Source organism: Chryseobacterium taiwanense, assembly GCF_000813825.1.
In the GTDB taxonomy this organism is placed as follows: domain Bacteria; phylum Bacteroidota; class Bacteroidia; order Flavobacteriales; family Weeksellaceae; genus Chryseobacterium; species Chryseobacterium taiwanense.
The window spans coordinates 97564-116392 of sequence record NZ_JWTA01000007.1; the positions used below are offsets into that span (position 1 = coordinate 97564).

At 34.5% G+C, this 18829-nt stretch carries 17 protein-coding genes; 12 read left to right on the forward strand and 5 right to left on the reverse strand.

Annotated features, from left to right (window positions below):
* Positions 1–171 precede the first annotated feature (171 nt).
* The 10 genes from RM51_RS09905 (at position 172) to RM51_RS09945 (ending at position 8782) form a co-directional block, all read left to right on the forward strand.
* Positions 172–1311, forward strand: a complete 1140-nt coding sequence (locus tag RM51_RS09905) for an acyl-CoA dehydrogenase family protein (protein WP_039368432.1) — start codon at positions 172–174, stop codon at positions 1309–1311.
* 17 nt (positions 1312–1328) lie between these two features.
* Positions 1329–1826, forward strand: coding sequence for a DinB family protein (locus tag RM51_RS09910; RefSeq protein WP_039368435.1), 498 nt, complete (start codon positions 1329–1331; stop codon positions 1824–1826).
* A gap of 205 nt (positions 1827–2031) precedes the next feature.
* Positions 2032–4965 (forward strand): reprolysin-like metallopeptidase, encoded by a 2934-nt coding sequence (locus RM51_RS09915; RefSeq protein WP_039368438.1) that lies wholly within the window; start codon positions 2032–2034, stop codon positions 4963–4965.
* Between the two features lie 414 nt (positions 4966–5379).
* Positions 5380–6087: a glycohydrolase toxin TNT-related protein gene (locus RM51_RS09920; RefSeq protein ID WP_039368441.1), complete on the forward strand. Its 708-nt coding sequence runs from the start codon at positions 5380–5382 to the stop codon at positions 6085–6087.
* 13 nt (positions 6088–6100) lie between these two features.
* Entirely contained in the window at positions 6101–6529 is a 429-nt protein-coding gene (locus RM51_RS09925; RefSeq protein ID WP_039368444.1) for a hypothetical protein, read from the forward strand.
* Positions 6530–6756: 227 nt separating this feature from the next.
* The gene (locus tag RM51_RS09930) at positions 6757–7224 is read left to right on the forward strand and encodes a pyrophosphohydrolase domain-containing protein (protein ID WP_039368447.1); all 468 of its coding nucleotides are present in this window, start codon (positions 6757–6759) and stop codon (positions 7222–7224) included.
* Between the two features lies 1 nt (position 7225).
* Positions 7226–7789: a TlpA family protein disulfide reductase gene (locus RM51_RS09935; RefSeq protein ID WP_039368450.1), complete on the forward strand. Its 564-nt coding sequence runs from the start codon at positions 7226–7228 to the stop codon at positions 7787–7789.
* Between the two features lie 5 nt (positions 7790–7794).
* Complete coding sequence (locus RM51_RS09940; RefSeq protein ID WP_039368452.1) at positions 7795–8400, forward strand: DUF4230 domain-containing protein; 606 nt, start codon at positions 7795–7797, stop codon at positions 8398–8400.
* Positions 8401–8410: 10 nt separating this feature from the next.
* A complete protein-coding gene (locus tag RM51_RS19665; RefSeq protein WP_262483698.1) occupies positions 8411–8536 on the forward strand; it encodes a hypothetical protein in 126 nt (41 codons plus the stop codon).
* Between the two features lie 60 nt (positions 8537–8596).
* Complete coding sequence (locus RM51_RS09945) at positions 8597–8782, forward strand: hypothetical protein (RefSeq protein WP_039368455.1); 186 nt, start codon at positions 8597–8599, stop codon at positions 8780–8782.
* Between the two features lie 470 nt (positions 8783–9252).
* Here RM51_RS09945 and leuB read toward each other — a convergent pair whose 3' ends face one another.
* The 4 genes from leuB to RM51_RS09965 form a co-directional block, all read right to left on the reverse strand.
* The gene (gene leuB, locus RM51_RS09950) at positions 9253–10374 is read right to left on the reverse strand and encodes a 3-isopropylmalate dehydrogenase (RefSeq protein ID WP_039368459.1); all 1122 of its coding nucleotides are present in this window, start codon (positions 10372–10374) and stop codon (positions 9253–9255) included.
* The gene (gene leuD / locus RM51_RS09955; protein ID WP_039368461.1) at positions 10364–10963 is read right to left on the reverse strand and encodes a 3-isopropylmalate dehydratase small subunit; all 600 of its coding nucleotides are present in this window, start codon (positions 10961–10963) and stop codon (positions 10364–10366) included. Before leuD ends, leuB begins: the two co-directional genes overlap by 11 nt.
* 118 nt (positions 10964–11081) lie before the next feature.
* A complete protein-coding gene (gene leuC, locus RM51_RS09960) occupies positions 11082–12464 on the reverse strand; it encodes a 3-isopropylmalate dehydratase large subunit (RefSeq protein ID WP_039368463.1) in 1383 nt (460 codons plus the stop codon).
* Between the two features lie 30 nt (positions 12465–12494).
* The gene (locus RM51_RS09965) at positions 12495–13658 is read right to left on the reverse strand and encodes a 2-isopropylmalate synthase (RefSeq protein ID WP_084111055.1); all 1164 of its coding nucleotides are present in this window, start codon (positions 13656–13658) and stop codon (positions 12495–12497) included.
* Positions 13659–13805: 147 nt separating this feature from the next.
* Between RM51_RS09965 and RM51_RS09970 the strand changes: the two genes are divergently transcribed.
* Complete coding sequence (locus RM51_RS09970) at positions 13806–15350, forward strand: hypothetical protein (protein WP_039368465.1); 1545 nt, start codon at positions 13806–13808, stop codon at positions 15348–15350.
* A gap of 149 nt (positions 15351–15499) precedes the next feature.
* On the opposite strand, the gene RM51_RS09975 is transcribed toward RM51_RS09970, so the two are convergent.
* Entirely contained in the window at positions 15500–16687 is a 1188-nt protein-coding gene (locus RM51_RS09975) for a DUF4932 domain-containing protein (RefSeq protein WP_039368467.1), read from the reverse strand.
* A gap of 93 nt (positions 16688–16780) precedes the next feature.
* Here RM51_RS09975 and thrS point away from each other — a divergent pair, with 93 nt between their 5' ends.
* Positions 16781–18718 (forward strand): threonine--tRNA ligase, encoded by a 1938-nt coding sequence (thrS, locus tag RM51_RS09980; RefSeq protein WP_039368469.1) that lies wholly within the window; start codon positions 16781–16783, stop codon positions 18716–18718.
* Positions 18719–18829: the final 111 nt, after the last annotated feature.

Here is an 18829-nt window from a genome sequence, read left to right on the forward strand (position 1 = left end):
AATTAGTAAATTATTAAAATTGATTTTTAGAAAAAAATATTAAGAAATCATTAATTTTTAGAATATAAAAAATTGAAAACTAAAGCTTTGTTGACTAATTATTATGGCGAAAATAATTTTTTTGGACGTTCCGTCAATTTATTTATCTTTGGGAACTAACTATTATCTATTATGAATACAGAGACTATTGACAACATTAAAATGATAGCTGAAACAGCAAGAGAGTTTGCTGAGAAAAATATCAGACCTAATATTATGGAGTGGGACGAAAGCCAGACTTTTCCTAAAGATTTATTTCATCAGTTAGGTGAGATGGGTTTTATGGGGATTGTTATTCCTGAGCAGTATGGAGGTTCTGGTCTTGGTTATCATGAGTATGTTGCAATTCTTGATGAGATTTCTCAGGTAGATCCTTCTATTGGTCTTTCAGTTGCAGCTCACAATTCACTTTGTACGAACCACATCTATGAATTTGGAAATGAAGAGCAAAGAAATAAATGGCTTCCTCAGTTGGCTTCAGGTAAAGTAATCGGAGCTTGGGGATTAACAGAGCACAATACAGGTTCAGATTCAGGAGGAATGTCTACAACTGCTGTAAGAGACGGAGATGACTGGATTATTAATGGAGCTAAAAACTTTATTACTCACGCTATTTCCGGAGATATTGCAGTAGTAATGACAAGAACAGGTGAAAAAGGAGCTAAAAATAATTCAACGGCTTTTGTATTGGAGAAAGGAATGCCTGGTTTTACTTCTGGTAAAAAAGAAAACAAACTAGGAATGAGAGCTTCTGAAACAGCGGAATTGATTTTTGACAACGTTCGTGTTCCGGATTCTCACCGTTTAGGAGAAGTGGGTGAAGGTTTCAAACAGGCAATGAAAATTCTAGATGGAGGAAGAATTTCTATTGCAGCTCTTAGTTTAGGAACAGGAAGAGGAGCTTATAAAGCTGCTTTAAAATATGCAAAAGAAAGACATCAGTTCGGGAAATCAATTTCAGAATTCCAGGCGATCAACTTTATGTTGGCAGATATGGCAACTGAAATCGATGCTGCTGAATTATTGATCCAAAGAGCGGCTACATTGAAGAATGCTAAACAAAAAATGACAAGAGAAGGAGCTATGGCAAAATTGTATGCTTCTGAAGCTTGTGTAAGAATTTCTAACAATGCCGTTCAGATTTTCGGAGGATACGGGTACACAAAAGACTTCCCTGCTGAGAAATTCTACAGAGATTCAAAACTTTGTACTATTGGTGAAGGTACTTCTGAAATCCAGAGATTGGTGATCGGTAGAGATATCACAAAATAACCATAAAACATAAACAAATGATTAAACAGGCTTTGTTGGGTGAGTTTTTGCATGAAGCAGAAAGTACCCGAAAACTTTTGAAGGCAATTCCGGACACTGCTTTGGACTGGAAGCCGTCTGAAATTAATTGGACAACGGGTCAGTTGGCATCACACGTTGCAGAAGTCTATAATTGGTTTGAATCTACTTTTAATCAGGATGTATTTGATATGGGATCATACAAATACGACAAAGGAGATATTTCCAAAGCAGAAAATATTGTTGCTAAGTTTGAAGAAAATGTTGCTAAAGCTCAGAAGGTTTTAGAAAATTCGGACGAAAGCACGTATTTCAACGAATGGAAAATGGAAATGGACGGAAACGTACTCTTCCCTCCTATGCCGAAAATTCAGGTGATTCGTTCATTCCTTTACAATCATTTGTACCATCATAGAGGTGAGTTGGTTGTCTATTTAAGATCTACGGGAAATAAAGTTCCGGGATTGTACGGACCGACTGCCGACGATAAGTTTTAGAAATTTAGAATTATATTATCAATAACCCAATAGCACACGTATTTTGCGTGTGCTATTTTCTTTTAGTGAAAAAATAATATTTAAACCATTTTCAATGTATTGCATAATATTTTAAATAGATAATCTAAAATTTTCTTAAATAATTTTATTTTCTGTAATATATTTTTTATTAGCTTTGATATTCCACAAACAAAATAAAGATTATATGAGAAAACAATTATCCGTGATCGGAGTACTTCTGATCTCAGGCATTTCTTTCGCACAAACCGACCGTCTTTGGTCTGAAAGTTCAAGAAAAACAACTTCAGAAATTTTTGAAAACAAATCCACGATTGCCACTCCAAGGATTTTCAGTCTGGACATTAACGGATTGAAAAATGTTCTTGCAAAGGCTCCCAAGAGATTGGCAGCAGGAGAAAAGTCGGAAATTATTATTTCTTTCCCGAACTCTGAAGGTAAGATGGAAAACTTTAAAGTAAAAGAGAATTCCAACTTTGCTCCTGAGCTGGCTGCGAAATATCCCGATATCAAGTCTTACGTAGGGACAGGATTAGAAGACCCCAATTCTACAGTGTACTTCAGTATTTCCCCATTAGGATTATCATCTATGGAAATTTACGGTGATAAATCTGCTGTTTTTATCGAGCCTTATACAAAAGATCTTTCAACTTACGTCGTGTATAAAAAGTCTGATAAGAAAGATGATCTGAGTAAATTTGAATGTAGCGTAATTGATGTTGCGCAAAAAGGGGCTGCAAATTCATCAAGCTTAGTTGCAAGACCCAACGCAGATGATGCTCAGTTAAGAACATTCAGACTGGCATTGTCTTGTACAGGAGAATATACTACCTATTTCGGTGGAACAAAAGCCAACGCTTTAGCAGCAATGAACAATACCATGACTCGTGTAAACGGAGTTTTTGAAAAAGATTTTGCTTCCAGAATGGTTTTAATTGCTAATAATGATGCGGTAATTTATACCAATGCTTCTACCGATCCGTATTCTGCAGCTTCAGGAATGAGCAGCTGGAATTCTCAGCTTCAAAGTACTTTAACCTCAGTAATTGGTGAAGCGAACTACGATATCGGTCACTTGTTCGGAGCTTCAGGAGGTGGAGGAAACGCAGGTTGTATCGGTTGTATCTGTACAAACGGTTCAAAAGGAAGTGGTTATACTTCTCCTGCGGATGCAATTCCTTCAGGAGATAACTTCGATATTGATTATGTAGCTCACGAAATGGGGCATCAATTCGGTGGAAATCATACCTTCTCAATGAGCAACGAAGGAACGGGAGCAAATATGGAACCCGGTTCAGGATCAACAATTATGGGTTATGCAGGAATTACAAGTCAGGATATTCAGCCACATTCAGATGCATTCTTCCATGCGATCAGTATTCAGCAGATTACCAATAATATTAAAGCTAAAACGTGTTCTGTAAATACAGCTACAGGAAATTCAATTCCTACAGCAAGTGCAGGTTTAGACTATACGATTCCAAAAGGAACGCCATTTATGTTAACCGGAGCAGGAACTGATGCTAATGGTGATTCTTTAACATACATTTGGGAGCAGATGGATAATGCATCCTCTTCTCAAACTGGAGCAAGCTCTGCAGCAAGTGCTACAAAAGCAACAGGGCCAACTTTCAGATCTTGGACTCCGCAAACAACTCCAACGAGATATTTCCCAAGAATGGCATCTGTTTTAGCGGGAGCAACCACAACGGCAGGTTCTGAAATCACAGTCGAAGCTTTATCAAATGTAGCAAGAACATATAATTTCAGATTTACAGTTCGTGATAACAGAGCCGGAGGTTCCGGAAATAATTCTGACGATGCAGTAATTACTGTAAATGGTACAGCAGGACCTTTCAGTGTAAGCTCGCAAAATTCAGCAACAACGTATTCCGGAGGTACTTCTCAAACGATAACCTGGAATGTAGCCGGAACTACAGCTAATAACGTAAACGCTGCAAACGTTGATATTCTTTGGTCTACAGACAGCGGGAATACATGGACTACTCTATTGGCAGGGACTCCAAACGATGGAACTCAGGCAGTAACGATTCCGAATGTTTCTACCACTACAGGAAGAATTATGGTAAAAGGTTCCAATCATATTTTCTTTGATGTAAATAACGCAAATATTACTGTAAATGCAGGTTCAGGATCTTCAGATACTGTTGCTCCTACAGCACCTACATTAGCAGCTTCAGGCACTACTTCTACAAGCACAAATCTTTCTTGGTCAGGAGCAACAGACAACGTAGCAGTTACAGGTTACGATGTTTATCAAGGTTCTTCGTTGATCGGTTCCACAGCATCTACTACTTATACTGTAACAAGCTTAACGCCTTCTACAACTTACAGTTTCACGGTGAAAGCGAAAGATGCAGCAGGAAATGTATCTGTTTCCAGCAATACAGTAAGTGTAACAACCCTTGCAGGAACTTCGGTGAGCTACTGTTCAGCAGCGGCAACGAACACAGCCGATGAAAGAATAGGAAATGTAAGCTTCGGTACAATTAATAATACTTCTACAGGTACTGCAGGTTACGAAGACTTTACCTCTGTTTCTACAAATGTAACAAGAGGAAGCGCTTATACTATTTCAGTAACTCCAACCTGGACGTCTACGAAGTATAGTGAAGCGTACGCTGTGTATATTGATTACAATAAAGATGGAGACTTTGCAGACAGCGGTGAATTAGCTTGGTCTAAAGCAGGTTCTACAACAAGTCCGGCTACAGGATCAATTACCATTCCTGCTACGGCAACTTTAGGAACGACAAGAATGAGAGTAATGATGAAATACAGCTCTCTTCCTACATCTTCTTGTGGATCGTATACGTACGGACAGGTTGAAGATTATACCTTGAATATTGTTTCATCCGGAAGAGGAGATCTATTGGATACTAAAGATTTAGTAACTGATATTAAACTATATCCAAATCCGGCAAGAGATATATTACATATTTCAAATTCGGCTTCAGAAGATTATAAAATCTTCGACATGGGTGGAAAACTAATTACTTCAGGAAAACTTGAAAGAGGTTCTGTGAATGTTAGCAGTCTTATTAAAGGTGCTTATATTATTCAGATTGGAGAGGTTTCTAAGAGATTCATTAAAAACTAATAACAAGTTATTAAATTATGTAAGGCTGTCTGTGAAAACAGGCAGCTTTTTTATTGATGGAAATTCAATTAATGTATTCAGAATCAATTCAGAGATGAATGTGAAATTTTCTTTTATAAATCATTATTACTGTAAGAATGATAATTTTATTAAAAAAAGTCACTAGTAAATGAATTTTTTATTTAATTTTATCGCTGAGATTATTCTTATTGTACCGTCTACCCGACTTGTCTTTCACGGAAGTTCTAAAATGTTTTTTAGAAAAACCAGGCAATATCATTTTGTATTTTTCTTCAAATGTATTTTCATTTCATAGGATTTGAAATGATCTTTTATACATAAGACTTCCTGTAAATAAGTATAAGGACGAGTAACTGTTGATCTTCCCTATTTTACATAATTTAAAATTTTTATATGAAACATTTATTTAAGTATTTATTTTTTTTGTCAACTGCTTTTCTTTCCATTGCCTGTAGTTCAGACGATGAGACGGAAGCAGCTATTCCACCTGTAAAAACGGTATTCTACAAAAGTGCTAATGACTTTGCAGCAACTTACGATACAGGCGGAACGGTAGATCAGCAAACCAGAGATTATATATTTGAGCTCTATAAACAAGGAAAATGGGGAGAATTGGAAGCTCTTTTTAAAGTTAATAATTTAAACGGAGGATGGCCACCTGCAAACGGAGGATACAATATTGTAGATGATGTTCCTTTCCAGGCTGGACAAAAATTTGACAGATACAGCGGAGCTGTCGGTAATTATAATGGAACCGGAGTTCCTACTTTGGGAGGAAGTTTTACAAGCCCAATCATTAACGGATATGTCTATACGTTTTCACAAAGAGCCTTAAATCAACCTGAGAATGCTTATGATTTCTATTATGAGATCGATGTTTTAAATAATTTATTATCTTTCAAATCTCAAACTGCTGATGTTATTCCTTGGTTTGGCCAAGTCGGAGGAGGTAAACAGACGATGTGGAAAATTCCAATTGATATTACAACAGGTTATCAAAAAACATGGAATAAATTAGCACAGGAAGGATATGTGAAAATTACCATCAAAAAAAGTCCAAGTGGAAAATACAATAACTTGGTAGGTACGGTAATACAGTAATAAACAAACCTAAATGCATTCAATATCAAAAAAAATAATCCTAGGTAAAAAAGCTCTTGTTGCAAAAAATTACTTTAGTAATGATGAGATAAGCCCATCGGCAATCGTAAAGTTTACCTGTAATAAGTGCAACCATGTAAATACCGTTGAAATTACGCCTTATGAATCTGGGTTTCCAATTTTTCAGCTCTATAATGAAGACAAAGTATTGACTAAAACAGATCTTTTAAATAACAATATAGTAACGAAAACATCACCCGGAAGAATTCATTATGGAGAATTAACGGTGAATGAGTTGCCTACTTTATATTTTGGAACACACTGTGAATCTTGCCAATCAAAATACTTAGGAGTTTTCAGTTATGGCGAAAAACAACCGGGATTAACTGTTTTAGATGTTTCAGGTATTTGGGAATATAAAGAACTAGAATCATTAAACTAGAATAAATTGTTTGTCATTTCGACGGAAGGAGAAATCTAATTTATGATGAAGAGATTCTTCATTTCATTCAGAATGACAATAAATAATTGAAGTAAATCCACAGTAGTAAGCTGTGGATTTTTTTTAATGAAAATATCCTGCAATTCATCAGGTTTAGATTTTATTCAAAAAAGCGTGGTAAATTTTTCAAAATCGTTTTCTATATTTGCTTTAAATAAAAAATATTCATGGATAAAATTGATAGTCTGAACCAAGTAGCAGAATTCCACACAACTTTCAAAGCCCCTATTTTAGATACTCCACAAATTCCTTCTCCGGAAAGATGTAACCTTAGAGTTGAGCTTTTACAGGAAGAATTAAATGAATTAAAACAAGCGATTGCTGACAATAATATCGTAGAAATTGCTGATGCATTGTGTGATTTGCAATATGTTTTGAGTGGTGCCGTACTGGAATTCGGACTTGGCAACAAATTTGTAGAACTATTCAACGAAGTTCAGCGCTCCAATATGTCAAAAGCTTGCGATAATGAAGAACAGGCACAGGAAACCGTTGAATTTTACAAAGCAAAAGACGTAGAATCATTTTATGAAAAATCGGGTGAGAAATTTAATGTTTACAGACAGGCAGATCATAAAGTCCTGAAAAATAAATATTATTCTCCGGCTGATTTGAAGACAATTATCGAAAAATAATATGAAAAAACTCATTACAAATGTTGCCGTGATTTCCTGTTTGGCTTTTACAGCTCAGCAGTTCAATGCTCAGAAAGTAGTCGTAAACCGCGAGGTTGAAACTACCAATGACGGCAAAATGCTTTTAGGACACCAATTAAAAGATCAGTTCCTGAAAGCTCCATACGCAGACTGGTATGTGAAAGAGCATGATGAATATGCAATGGATCAAAAAGCGATTAATGATCTTAAAAAGGATAAAATCAATTCCTATAATATCATCGTTTTCATGGGAACATGGTGTGAGGACAGTCATAGGGATTTTCCAAGATTAATGAAGATTTTGGAGGAAGTAAAATATCCGGATAATAAACTGACGATAATTGCTGTAAACCGTAAAAAAGAATCTCCAACAGGAGATGAAGGTCTTTATAATATTCAGAAAGTTCCGACAATTATTGTTGAGAAATACGGTAAAGAAATCGGAAGAATCATAGAAATGCCTACAACAGGATATATTGAAAGAGATTTGGTGAATATTCTGAAGAAAGACGACCAATCTGTAATCAATGAAATATTAAAATAATAGATTTGAAAAATATCAGATTTATACTCCCTTTCGTGGCAGGAGCTCTGCTAATGGTCGTATTGTTTTTTGGATTGAAATCCTGTTTTAATTTTGGTAATAAAACAGAACAGTCAGACTATTATATTCTGACCAATCAGATTGCCAAAATGAATAAAATGGTGGTGATTGAACAGAATTTTTCTTCGATGCAGAAAACAAAAATGGGTTACGAGTTTTTCGGAAAAGAAGTTTCCAGCAATAGCATTATTACTTATACTAAGACTAATGCGCAGGTTTCTTATGATCTTAATAAAATGAAAATTAAGGTTGATTCGATTAATAAAAAACTGATTATTACAGACCTTCCTGAAGCAGATGTGAGAATTACGCCAAGTGTGGAAATTCAATCGTTAGATGATTCTTTTTTCAATAGAATTTCTGAGAAAGACATTAAAAATGTAACTCAGAAAGCTAAAGAAACGGCTGTGAAATCTGTTGATCAAAATAAATTGAGAACAGAAGGACACAAGCAATTAATGGAAAACCTCAATACTATTTTCGTGTTGGCAAAGGCATTGAATTACGAGATTGAAGATCAGACTGGGAAAATTGGTATCTTAGGTCTTTAAAAATAAGACCATGACACCAGAAAACGAAAAAAATACTAAAAAGGAAGAAAATACAGCAGTTAATCTTCCTAAGAAGAATAAAGAAGAAGATCTTCCGAAATCATCAACGAATAAATCAGGAAAAAACGGAGGATAGTTTATTATAATTTCTTTTTGGCAAACCCTTTGAATGATAGTAACTATAAAATATAAAGTTATGAACACCAAAGAAAACGACAAAAAGAAAGAATCTGCCAACAGTGCAGAAACGAGGAAGCAGAATCAGGATTTTCCCGATATTCCTGCTTCGTCAAAGAAAACGAATCCGCCCGATATTAAAAAAGAAGATATTCAGAAACCTTCAAAAAATAAATCAGGGAAAACTGATAATACAGAAGAATAATAAAAAAACCATCTTTATAAGGTGGATTTTTTTGTTAAGGCTATGATAATGGTATAAAGTTGTATATAGTCGTCTAAATTTTTATAACTCTATTTTTTTTAACACAAGTTTTTAATTCAACTTTACATTTTTTTAGAAAGCAAATGCAAATAATTTTGTTGCGCGAAGCTTGAAAGTTTAGCTTCATCAAATCAACTTGTTGATTCCTCTTTGCTCACTTAAATAATTAAGTCTTTAAGCATATTCTTTGCGTCAAAAAAACAAATGATGATTTTAGAACATTTAATCAAATTTACACATGTTCAAAATATAAAAAGGTTTCAGCTCATTGAGTGAAACCTTAAAAAAATATACAAATAAAAGTCAAACGTTTTTTATGAACTGACAGTGGTCAATTCGCTTCGCTCGTAAACTACCCCTAACTATTTGACTATTGACTTACGAAGCAAAATTGACAAGTCACTTTATTATTATACAATCGTTGATTTTCCGATTTTTACATTCTCAAAATTATAATAGCTTTTCTCAGAATATTTAATGTAATCTACAATAAAACTACCTACTTCACTTGTAGAATATGGTTGCTCTGCATTAAGGTCTATGGTTACGTATTTGTTTTCTATTGCATGTTCTACAGATTCTCTTAATTTTTCGGCAGCATGATCCAGTTTTAAATAATCAAGCATCATTGCTGTACTTAATATAGAAGCAATCGGATTGGCAATCCCCTTTCCTTTTGCCTGCGGATAAGAACCGTGAATGGGTTCAAACATAGCATTGTCATTACCAATAGAAGCGGAAGGAAGTAAACCAATAGAACCTCCGATCACACTCGCTTCGTCAGAAATAATGTCTCCAAACATATTTTCTGTAACGATCACATCAAACTGTTTTGGATTTAAGATCAACTGCATAGCTGCATTATCTACAAACATAAAATCAAGTTCTACATCAGGGTATTCTGCTGCAATTTCCTTGCATACTTTTCTCCATAATCTGGAAGTATCCAACACATTTGCCTTATCGATTAAGGTTAATTTTTTTCTGCGTTTCTGTGCCTCCTGAAAAGCCATATGTACAATCGGAGTAATTTCATCACGATTGTATTTGCAGATATCATAAGCGTAACCTGCTTCTTCATCCGTAAATTTTTCACCAAAATAGATCCCGCTTACCAATTCTCTGAAAATCTGAATATCGGTACCGTCAATGATTTCTTTTTTCAATGGACTCTTCTCAATCAAAGAACTATATGTTTTCAAAGGTCTGATGTTGGCAAAAAGCCCTAATTCTTTACGAAGTTTCAATAAACCTTGTTCAGGACGGACTTTCGCATCAGGATTGTTATCAAAAGAAGGATCTCCGATAGCTCCGAAAAGCACGGCATCAGATTCTTTACAGATGGCAAGGGTTTCATCCGGTAAAGGATTTCCTGTCTGGAAAATAGCTTCTGCACCTACTAAAGCTTGTTTAAATTCAAATTTATAGTGAAAAGCTTCAGCAATAGCATCTAAAATTTTAATGCTTTCATTTACTACTTCCGGTCCGATTCCATCTCCAGCAAGAACCGCAATTTTAAAATCAGTTTTCATATACTTTTTGTGTTTTTAATTCAAATTCCTGAATAGCTTGTTTTCTGCTGATTAAGAAGTCAATATCATCATAACCGTTCATCAGACATATTTTTTTATAAGAATCAATTTCGAAGCTTTCGCTTTTGTCATTGAAAGTAATGGTCTGCTTTTCGACATCTACCAAAATTTCTTTTTCAGGATTTTCTGTAATGTCAGATAGTATTTCTTTTAAAAATTCCTCGGAAACCTTTACAGGCAATAATCCATTGTTTAAAGCATTTCCCTTAAAAATATCTGCGAAAAAGCTTGAAACAACCACTTTAAAACCATAATCTGTTAAAGACCAAGCGGCGTGTTCACGACTGCTTCCGCAACCGAAATTGTTTCCTGCAACAAGAATTTCACCGCTGTATGTCGGATTATTTAAAACGAAATCAGGATTAGGCTCATTCGTATGAACATTGTATCTCCAATCTCTGAAAAGATTATCTCCAAAACCGTTTTTATCAATACTTTTTAAAAATCTGGCAGGAATAATCTGGTCTGTATCTATATTTTCTACCGGCAAAGGAATTGCTCGGGATTGTATTATGACTAATTTTTGCATTGTGTTAAAATTATTAATGTGAAATGTGAATTTTGTTTCGCAAGTCAATGGTGAATTTTTCAACTGTTTTTATATTGACCATTGACCTTTCACTTTTGAAATAAAATTCACTTTATCATTAGTTTTCAAAGACTGAGATTTTTCCTTCAATAGCAACTTTTGCCGCCGTTAAAGGACTTGCTAAAATCGTTCTGGCTCCCTGTCCTTGTCTTCCTTCAAAGTTTCTGTTAGAAGTTGAAACACAGTACTCTCCTTCCGGAATTTTATCGTCATTCATTGCTAAACAAGCAGAACATCCCGGTTGTCTGATCTGAAAACCAGCTTCGTTGAAAATTTTATCCAAACCTTCTTCGAAAATCTGTTTTACAACCTGTTGAGAACCCGGAACAATCAAAGCCTGAACGTGTTCGGATTTACTTTTCCCTTTAATATAATTCGCAGCAGAACGAAAATCTTCAATTCTTGCATTCGTACAACTTCCGATGAAAACATAATTAACTTTAATGTCAGAAAGTGCTTGCCCGGCTTTTAAACCCATATATTTCAATGCCTTTTCCTCAGATTCGTTTTGCGGATTCGGAATATTCTGGTTGATAGAAATTCCCATTCCCGGATTGGTTCCGTAAGTAATCATTGGATAGATTTCTGAGGCATCAAAAGAAAATTCGGCATCAAAAACGGCTTCGTCGTCTGTTTTTAAGGTTTTCCAATATTCTACTTTTTCTTCCCACTCCTCGCCTTTTGGCGCGAAAGTTCTGTCTTTAACATAATTGAAAGTCGTTTCATCAGGAGCAATCATTCCTCCTCGAGCGCCCATTTCTATGCTCATGTTACAAACCGTCATTCTTCCTTCCATCGACATTTCTTCAAAAACATTTCCGGCATATTCACAGAAATATCCTGTTCCGCTATCGGTTCCGACTTTTGAAATGATGTATAAAATCACATCTTTCGGCTGAACATTTCTGTTTAATTTACCATTTACGGTAATTCTCATCGATTTTGGTTTGTTCAACAATAAGCACTGGCTTGCAAAAACCTGCGCTACCTGACTTGTTCCGATTCCGAAAGCAATAGAACCGAAAGCACCGTGAGTAGATGTGTGACTGTCTCCGCAAACGATACTCATTCCCGGTTGTGTTACTCCTAATTCAGGAGCAATAATGTGAACAATTCCTTGATATTGATGTCCTAAACCATATAATTCAATATTATTTTTCTTACAGTTTGCTGTGAGCTGTTCCACCTGATTTCTTGAAGAATCATCGCGAATCGGTTTATCCTGATCTAAGGTCGGAACATTGTGATCGGCAGTAGCAACAATCTGTTTAGGTCTGAAGATTTCTAGACCTCTAGATTCCAGTTCTGCAAAAGCTTGTGGGCTTGTTACTTCATGAATCAGATGTTTGTCGATGTATATAATTTGAGGTCCGTCCGGAATCGTTTCTACAACGTGAGCATCCCAAACTTTGTCAAAAAGTGTCTTTTTATCGTTGTTCATTTTAATTTTAGCACATTTAAATCAATTATACTACCCTATTTTTCTTGTTACTTTTTCGATGATTGAACTTAAATCATCATTGTTGACCTCTTTCTTTCTATCAGCAATTTTCAAAAACTCCTGATATAAAAAATCGAGCTCGTTTTTGGTAACATCTACACCAATATGCTTGAATCTATAAGCTAACGCAGAACGTCCGCTTCTTGCTGTCAATACAATCGTTGAAGAATTTACCCCCACTTCTTCAGGATCGATAATTTCATAAGTTTCTCTGTTTTTGATGACACCATCCTGATGAATTCCAGAACTATGTGCAAAAGCATTGGCTCCAACAATTGCTTTGTTGGGCTGAACCGGCATTCCCATCAATTCAGAAACCAAAATGCTCATAGGGTTGAGCATTTTGGACTGAACGTCAGTATATAATTTTAAATGTGCATGTTGTCTAAGAATCATTACCACTTCTTCCAAAGCGGTATTTCCGGCTCTTTCTCCAAGTCCGTTGATGGTACATTCAATTTGTCTTGCTCCGTTTACAATTCCTGCAATAGAATTTGCAGTTGCCATTCCCAAGTCGTTGTGACAGTGACAAGACAGGATAGCTTTATCAATGCCCTTTACATTCTCTTTTAAATATTTTATTTTTTGCCCGTATTCTTCAGGCAAACAATATCCGGTTGTATCAGGAATATTCAGCACTGTAGCTCCGGCTTTGATAACGGCTTCACAAACTTTTGCTAAATAATCGTTATCAGTTCTTCCAGCATCTTCAGCGTAAAATTCTACGTCTTCAACGAATGTTTTAGCATATTTTACAGCCTGAACAGCTCTTTCGATAATATCTTCTCTGTTTGAATTGAATTTGAATTTGATATGAGAATCAGAAGTTCCGATTCCTGTGTGTATTCTTGGTCTTTTAGCATATCTTAAGGCTTCTGCAGCAGTATCGATATCTTTTTGATTGGCTCTCGTCAATCCGCAAACCTTGGCGTTTTTTACCAGTTTTGAAATCTCCGAAACGGAATGAAAATCTCCGGGGCTAGAAATTGGGAAACCAGCTTCGATAACATCTACTCCCAGCTCGTCCAGTTTTTCGGCAATAATTAATTTTTGTTCAGTATTTAATTTACAACCCGGGACTTGCTCTCCATCACGCAATGTGGTATCAAAAATTTCAACTTTTTCGGAATTCATAATGAAGTTTTTATTTAATTTTGATTCAAAACTAGAAAGTTGAAAGGTTTTTTAATTTTCATTTTTTATAAAAATTACAATACTCAAAATATTGATTTTTTATTTTAATTATTTGATTATCATTATTTTAAATTATAAAAATTTACAATGGCAGAATTGCAGAAAGATTTTTTATTTGTATTAATTAAGTCGTTAACGACCTCCGAAAAAAGGCAATTCAAGCTCTATGTAAACCGTCTCGGAATAAATGTAGACGCAAAGTTTCTTCTCCTGTTTTCAGAAATTGATAAGATGAAGGAATATGATGAAAACATCATTATTGACAAAAAAATTTCGACGAAGCAACAATTGTCCAATCTGAAAGCTCATCTTTATAAACAAATTTTGGTGAGCCTGCGAATGAACCCAAGTCATCAGAATTACAGAATACAATTACGTGAACAGCTTGATTTTGCCAATATTTTATATCAAAAAGGGCTTTATAAACAGGCTCTTAAAATATTAGATAAAACTAAGCAGACTGCTTTAGAATTAGACGAAAAAAGTATAGCTTCAGAAATTATAGATCTTGAAAAAGTTATTGAATCTCAATTTATTACACGGAGTATTGAAGGACGCGCCGATGAATTGATACAACAATCTACGGAAATCAGTAAACAGAATCATTATGCTACTGAACTGTCAAATCTTTCGTTGAAATTATACAGCGAAATGTTGACACATGGATATGTAAAAAATGATGAAGGCAGGACTGAAATCATGGAAGTTTTCAATGCTCAAATTCAGAAAATAACTTTCGAAAGACTGAATTTCACAGAAAAACTATGGTATTTTAAGGCACATGTTTGGAAAAATCAGTTGCTTCAGGAATATAAATACACCTTGAAGTACGCCTATCAATGGGTAGATCTGTTTCATAAAAATCCAGAGATGATTATGAGTCATCCGGTTTGGTATATCAAAGGCAATACTTATCTGTTAAAAATCCTATTTCTGTATGGAAATATTGATATTCTGGAAGAGAGTTTTAAAGATTTTAATGTGGTGGTATCCTCTTCAAGTTTTGCTCAAAATGAAAATATACAATCTCTTGTTTTTCTGACACATTATAATACATTAATGAATATTCACTTTGTGAAAGGTGAATTCTTTTCAGGCTCAAAATTAATTCCTGAAATCGAACTGAAAATGGAAAGGCTTCGGGATAAAATCGATGAGCATCATTTCATGATTCTTTACCTGAAAATGGCTGCTATGTTTTTTGGAAGTAAGAAGTTTAAAGATTCCATAAAATACTCATTAAAAGTAATTGAATCTAAAGGAAATGTACAGGAAGACCTTCTGTTTCACACAAGGATTCTGATTTTAATGGCAAAACATGAATCGGGAAATGATGAAGATTATGATGAATTTATCAAGGCGATTTTGAAGTTTGCCAAAAAGATGAAAAAGCCGGATGAATTTCATTTTGAAAGCATTAAATTTTTCAAGAATCTGAATAATTTAACTCCGGATAAACAATTGGATTCCTTTAAAGAATTTGATAAAAAGCTAGAGGTTTTTGCCGGGAATGAATATTACCGCAGATCTTTGTTTTATATAGATATTCATGGTTGGGTAAAATCTAAAGTGAGAAATGTGGATGTTATTGAAATCATCAAAGAAAAAGTGCGATATAAGAGAAATCATTGATTTTTTTTTGATGCAACGTTTTAATTTGAACCATTAAGATTTATTTAGAAATTAAGAGTATTAAGTTGAGTTTTGATTTAAAAATCTACTTGATTTTTCTTAACTTGCCTTAATTCCTTATTTAAAACCTTAATGGTTCAAAAAATACATTATTTCTTAACTTTCTCCAGTTCAGAATTTATAAAATCAATATTACTGTTTTCAAAAACTTCAAGTAATTGCGGAACGAAATCACCAAAAGTTTTATATGTTGCTCTGTTGGAATTATACTCTTTTATTTTCTCTTCTAATTGAGGTAAAAAGATAAAATTGTTCTTTAAATGGTATTCTTCCAATCGTTTTGCTCTCTCAAAATCTTTCTGAATTTTTGCGGTTTGAATTTCTCCCAATCTCACCAAATGTTCTGCAACACAGGTTTCATGATCTCCATAACCACCTGTTTTAATCATCGTTTCTTTCAAATTTGATTTCTCAAACATATCTTTAAACTTCAGAAGTTTGTCGGAATATTTGTACACTTCTTTATTGACGAAAGAATGACCAAATTCATGTACACTTAAAAAACTAGCTTGGAACTGATTGTCATATCCAAATTGTCCTTGTTTTTCAACTTTTACAAACGGACTTGCTATCTCATAAATATTTTTTGCACCAGATTTTAAGACGACATCTGTTCCAATCCCTCTTCCTTCTCCATCAGAAATAGGCCACATCATCATTGGTGATATTAAAATCACATACTGATTGAATTTTTCGCCATAAAATTGTTCCATTGCATAGGTAAAACCCGTAGGAATATGTTTGTTGTATTCATTTATTGAACCTTGGTAAAAGTCTTTGTTTTCATTAAAAAATACTTCTACTTTCTCTTGGGTATAGAATTTTGAAAGTTCGTTAATATAGTTTTTAATTAAAAGAGTTACTTCTTTATTTTGGTCTTTATTTAAACGAGAAAACTCAAATTGATAATCATTTTGCCAATTATTGGAAGGAAATTCTTTATGATAGACTAGAGATTTCATTAAAGCATCATTCCCTAAACCGTATTTTTCCATGATGACATCATTGAGTTCTGCGGTGGCTACAGCAATTGGAGAGTTCTTTAAATGACCGAATTTATTTAATGCCTTTTTTACGATGGGTTGATAACCTGAACATTCTTTAATTTTATATAATTCAAAGTCTTTATTGTTTCTTCTATGCTCTGTTGAAAGGATTTCTGCAAGAAAATAGGTTTCAATGTTCTTGTTATAAGTTACTGAAAATTTTGAGGTATTTTGTTGAGAAAAACTGAATGAGCAAATGGTAATAGCAAATGCTAAAAGTATTTTTTTCATTATTAAATATTAATTCTTGGTTTAAGTACATGCGAATATAGTATTTTAACTAAAAAATGCGTATTTTTGCATCTTAAAATTTCTTAGTAAACAATGATAAAAATTACACTTCCAGACAATAGCGTCAAAGAATTCGAGGCGGGAGTAACTCCGCTAGATGTGGCAAAATCTATAAGCGAGGGATTGGCTAGAAATACCATCTCCGCAGTTGTAAATGACAAACAAGTAGAGACGACCACGCCTATAACTACGGATTCTACAGTACAGTTGTTGACTTGGAATGATGATCTTGGAAAGAAGGCTTTCTGGCATTCTTCTGCTCACCTTTTGGCGCAGGCTATCCTTGAATTTTATCCTAATGCTAAGTTGACAATCGGTCCTGCAATTGAAAAAGGATTTTATTATGACGTAGATTTCGGTGACGAAAGTTTGTCTGATAAAGATTTCGAAAAGATCGAAAAGAAGGTTTTAGAAAACGCGAAAAAAGGTTCTACATTCTCTTTATATCCGGTTTCTAAAGAAGAAGCTTTAAAAGTGTATGCAGACAATCCTTATAAAGTGGAATTGATTTCAAACCTTAATGATGGAGAAATCACTTTTGTAACACACGACGATTTCACAGATCTTTGTCGTGGTGGACACATTCCGAATACGAGTATTGTCAAGGCAATGAAGATTTTGAATGCAGCCGGAGCATACTGGAGAGGAAATGAAAATAACCCTCAGTTAACGAGAGTGTATGGTATTTCTTTCCCAAAACAGAAAGATTTAACAGAATATCTTGAGCTTTTAGAAGAAGCTAAAAAAAGAGATCACAGAAAACTAGGTAAAGAACTTGGAATTTTCGCTTTCTCTGAAAAAGTAGGTCAAGGTTTACCTTTATGGTTGCCAAAAGGAGCTGCTTTAAGAAAAAAATTAGAAAATTTCCTTTCTGAAGCTCAGAAAAAAGCAGGTTATGAATTCGTAATTTCTCCGCACATCGGAGCAAAAGAATTGTATGTAACTTCAGGACACTGGGATAAATATGGAGCAGACAGCTTCCAGCCTATTAAAACTCCGAATGAAGGAGAAGAATTTATGTTGAAGCCAATGAACTGTCCGCATCACTGTGAGATTTACAAAACTTCACAATGGAGCTACAGAGATCTGCCTAAAAGATATGCAGAATTTGGTACGGTATACAGATATGAGCAAAGTGGTGAGCTTCACGGTTTAACGAGAGTTCGTGGGTTTACTCAGGATGATGCGCATTTATTCTGTACTCCGGATCAGTTAATGGATGAATTTAAGAAAACGATTGATTTAGTTCTTTATGTTTTTGGTTCATTAGGTTTTGCTGATTTTACAGCTCAGATTTCATTAAGAGATCCTGAAAATAAAGAAAAATACATCGGAACTGACGAAAACTGGGAAAAAGCAGAAAATGCAATCGTAACGGCTGCAACTGAAAAAGGATTAAATACAGTAACTGAATATGGTGAAGCTGCATTCTACGGTCCTAAATTGGATTTCATGGTAAAAGATGCTTTGGGTAGAAAATGGCAGCTTGGAACAATTCAGGTGGATTATAACTTACCTGAAAGATTCGATCTTTGGTACACAGGAAATGATGGTGAAAAACACAGACCGGTAATGATTCACAGAGCTCCGTTTGGTTCTATGGAAAGATTTATTGCGATTTTGATTGAAAATACGGCTGGAGATTTCCCATTATGGCTGGCTCCGGATCAATTCATCATTTTGCCAATCAGTGAGAAATATGTAGATTATGCTAAAAAAGTTTCTCAATTACTGGAAAATCACGATATTAGCGGATTAATTGACGATAGAAACGAGAAAACGGGTAAAAAGATCCGTGATGCAGAATTGAAGAAGATTCCATTTATGATTGTAGTGGGAGAAAATGAAGAAAATGATGGCACAATTTCTGTAAGAAGACGTGGCGAAGGTGATTTGGGATCAATGAGCATCGAAAATTTCGTTACTTATTTTAAAGAACAGTCAAAAACAGGATTTGAGTTTAACGCTTAAATCTAAAAAAATACCATTCTGAATACATTTTAAGCTAATTTTTATTCAGAATGGTTTATAAAAAATAGAAAGTTAACCAATAAAATTATAATACAATAGCACAAAGATTTA